At 42.6% G+C, this 843-nt stretch carries 1 protein-coding gene; it reads right to left on the reverse strand.

Translation table 11 applies throughout. The features are described 5' to 3' along the window. Positions 1-40: 40 nt before the first annotated feature. Positions 41-523 carry a sulfatase-like hydrolase/transferase gene (locus tag OKC27_RS22750; RefSeq protein WP_270806756.1) on the reverse strand — a complete coding sequence of 161 codons (483 nt, stop codon included), beginning with the start codon at positions 521-523 and terminating at the stop codon, positions 41-43. Between the last annotated feature and the right edge of the window lie 320 nt (positions 524-843).

Consider the following 843-nt stretch of genomic DNA (forward strand, 5'->3'; position numbering starts at 1 on the left):
CTGCATGGAGACGCGATTAGATCACAGACGATCTGCCTGTTCAAATTTCATTAACAAAGTGCGATCCCGCCCTGATTGAGTAACCTTGCTGACTCAGAATATCAGACCAAGTCACTGATTTTTTTTTCAACTCAATACCAAAGTCTTTTCCACCAAACTGGCCATGCATCCCAGTGTGGCTGTTACCTTGTATTCCATTACGATATGGATATTGCCCCGTCATTAACATGCCACGAAACGGAGTGCACAGTGGAAAATTGGATACAGCTTGCCGAAGAACAACACTCTCTTTCGCAAATCTATTTATATTTGGGGTATCTGATGGGTCTTGCCCCATAAATCCAAGAGCATGAGCTCTCATCTCATCTGGAAATACTGCAACTAATAAATTTGTTTTTCCATTGATACGCCCAGTGGATGCGCCTCCACTTAGTGAGGTTTGACACCCTGAAATTGATGAAGTCATAGCGACCGCGCCGGTTGCCGCTAGTCCCTTCAGCAAATCACGCCGAGAGATGGACATGTTTCACTCCAGAAATGATAGAATATTTCGATACCTTTGTTTTCAACTCTTTCCAACAGTTCAATGGTAACAAAAAGAAAGAAAAGACATAGTGCCCAAGATCACACAAATAAAATGAAAGCGATGATGTGTGCTATTTATTTAAAAAAAAGACAATGACAGAACGGGTGAAGTGAAGTGAAGTGAAGTGAAGTGAGAATAGATGTAAAAAAATCATCTCCGAAGAGATGACTTGTTTACATGCTTAACCATCCCCTCATATGAGCGAGGCGTGGCGCGGCTTCTGAGGTATGATCGCCATCCTTGACCAGCTAATACCC

This window comes from Aeromonas sp. QDB62, assembly GCF_027705695.1.
Classification (GTDB): Bacteria; Pseudomonadota; Gammaproteobacteria; order Enterobacterales; family Aeromonadaceae; genus Aeromonas; species Aeromonas allosaccharophila.